At 35.6% G+C, this 2,347-nt stretch carries 1 protein-coding gene; it reads right to left on the reverse strand.

Annotated elements, in window-relative coordinates; all coding sequences use genetic code 11:
• Positions 1 to 96 precede the first annotated feature (96 nt).
• Positions 97 to 1,767: a group II intron reverse transcriptase/maturase gene (gene ltrA, locus NH286_RS10570; protein ID WP_265238765.1), complete on the reverse strand. Its 1,671-nt coding sequence runs from the start codon at positions 1,765 to 1,767 to the stop codon at positions 97 to 99.
• Positions 1,768 to 2,347 lie beyond the last annotated feature (580 nt).

The following is a 2,347-nucleotide window of genomic DNA, read 5'->3' on the forward strand; positions in this document are numbered from 1 at the left end:
TGGTCGAGTAGGTCGGGGATATTACTATCCCTTTCCCCTCTAAGAACCGTGCATGAGAGTTTCCCCTCACACGGCTCAAGTTTTTATAAGCCCTAATTAAAGAGCCAGCGTGTTTTCTTCATCATTTATATGCAATTTTCTATGACACCAAGGGTGTACTAAAGTTTTAAGGGTAATGTTATTTTGAATTGTTTGATGTACTCTAAAGTCTGTATCAATAGTTATTTTCTCTCCACAAACAGGGCATATTCCATTTTGCGTTTTATACAGTCTATTTATAACTGTACGTCCTTTAAGTTCGTTTCGTATTTTTAACTCTTCTCTTTCTTCAAAGTATATTTGCCAATTTTCATCAAATGGATTTGCTTTAGCTTGTATCTTGGTAAATCTTTTAATATCAGTGTCTGTAGCATATTTAAGACGAAGATAGTATTTCTCGCCATTTTCCATTCTGTCACCAGTTGCTACACTGAAAGTCCAGATTCTATTTCCAATGATATGGAAGTATTTCTTAGCTATCCATTTTCTACCTTTCTTTGGGTGTCTACGAACGCACCAGGTCCACAAGCTTTTATATATTTCATAATCAAGTTTTTCAAAGGCTTTAGATGAAACATTATATTTCTGATAGTTTACCCAACCTATAATGATTGGATTTAATTTTCTAATCAAAATTTCTTGTTTCATTGACGGATTATCTTTTATGATTCGTCTGATTTTATCGACAATAGCCTTGAAGTTCTTATCAGATGGTTTTGTAAGCAACTTATCTTTATACATCCTAATATTAACTCCAAGAAAATCAAAACCGTCATTTATGTGTGTTATGAGTGTCTTTTCCTCTGATAATTCTAAACCTCTTTCAGCCAAGAATTTTACAATGATTGGCTTTACACCATTTTCAAGCAATTCTGTACTTTCCCCTGTAACGATGAAATCATCTGCATATCTAACAAAGTTAACCTTTGGGAAATATGTTTTCTTATTTACTGTTCTTCTATGGTATTTCTCTTTGATTGCTTTTTCTAAACCATCTAATACCATATTGGAGATAATAGGTGATATTGGCGAGCCTTGGGGACTTCCTGTTTCTGTTGGAAATAGTTTTTGTTTTTCTATATATCCACACTCAAGCCATAGTTTTAATAATTTCTTGTTCATTGGGATATTATTTAATATCCATTCATGACTTATATTATCAAAACAACCTTTTATATCTCCCTCAAGTACCCATTTTGCAGATTTCTTTTTATTAAGTGATGTAAAACACTGCTCGATAGCATCTTGTGTACATCTTTTTGCCCTAAATCCATAAGAATTAGGGTCAGCAGTAGTTTCTGCTATGGGTTCAAGTGCAAATTTATATAGGGTTTGCATTGCTCTATCTGTCATTGTAGGAATGCTGAGAGGTCTTTTCTTGCCATTTTTCTTTGGTATATACACTCTTTTAAGAGGCTTAGGTTTATATCCTCTTAAATTTAACTTTTCTATTGCCTTATACTTTGCCTGTGATGTTAGCCATAATTCACCATCAACACCACTTGTTTTCTTGCCTTGGTTTTCAGTTACCCTCTTAATTGCCAAGGCTTTTGCATAAAATGAAGTTGTGAGTAAATGTTGTAAGGATTTTACTTTTCCATATTTACTCATTTTCCACGCTTTCACAATACGCATTTGTAGTTTTTTAACATAGCTTTCTGCTAGAGAAAAGTCTATACTTTCCCAGTTTTTAGCTCTGTTAGTAGTAGCACACATTTTACTGTTCATTTGCTTTCTCCTTTCAAAAATTCTACAAGTTCTCTTGTGATTAAAAACCAAATGGAAGTCTGCACTCTTTCGAGTTAGGGCAAATTTTGAACCCCTATCCATCTCATTACAAGATGGCATTCGCTTTTTCCACTATCCTTTACCTGCACCATTATCAGCATTTCTTACGATTTGCCTTGCCTTTTGGCAACGGTACAGGCTTACCATGTTCCACTTAATTAACATTGATAACTTAGGCTCTACCTCTCTGCCGGTAGTCTTCTTGTCCGTGTAATCCCACTGTGGAAAGGATTATCCGACTACACACCATTTTGGTTCAGGCTTATCAGCAACTTTAGCCTGTTCACCTTAACGACATTTATCAGTAGTTCACATATGTTAGCCATATTATCAAGCCTCGCTCCCTAACCGCCTTGTTGCTGGCAGTTTCGGTATTCCCTCACGGTTCAACCTCAAGTAGGGCTACTTTAATATCGGCTTACCACACCTAAGTGCAGTCGATACTTGGCTCAACTAACGGAATAGTTGGTTTGGTCATTATGCCAAACAGTTAAATTAAGCGACTTCATGTCGCACCCAC

The sequence above is a fragment of the Anaerococcus sp. NML200574 genome, assembly GCF_026131665.1.
GTDB lineage: Bacteria > Bacillota > Clostridia > Tissierellales > Peptoniphilaceae > Anaerococcus > Anaerococcus kampingae.

Excerpts from the sequence above, each read along its gene's own strand:
- ltrA (WP_265238765.1), bottom strand. The coding sequence starts at position 1,767 with ATGAACAGTAAAATGTGTGCTACTACTAACAGAGCTAAAAACTGGGAA.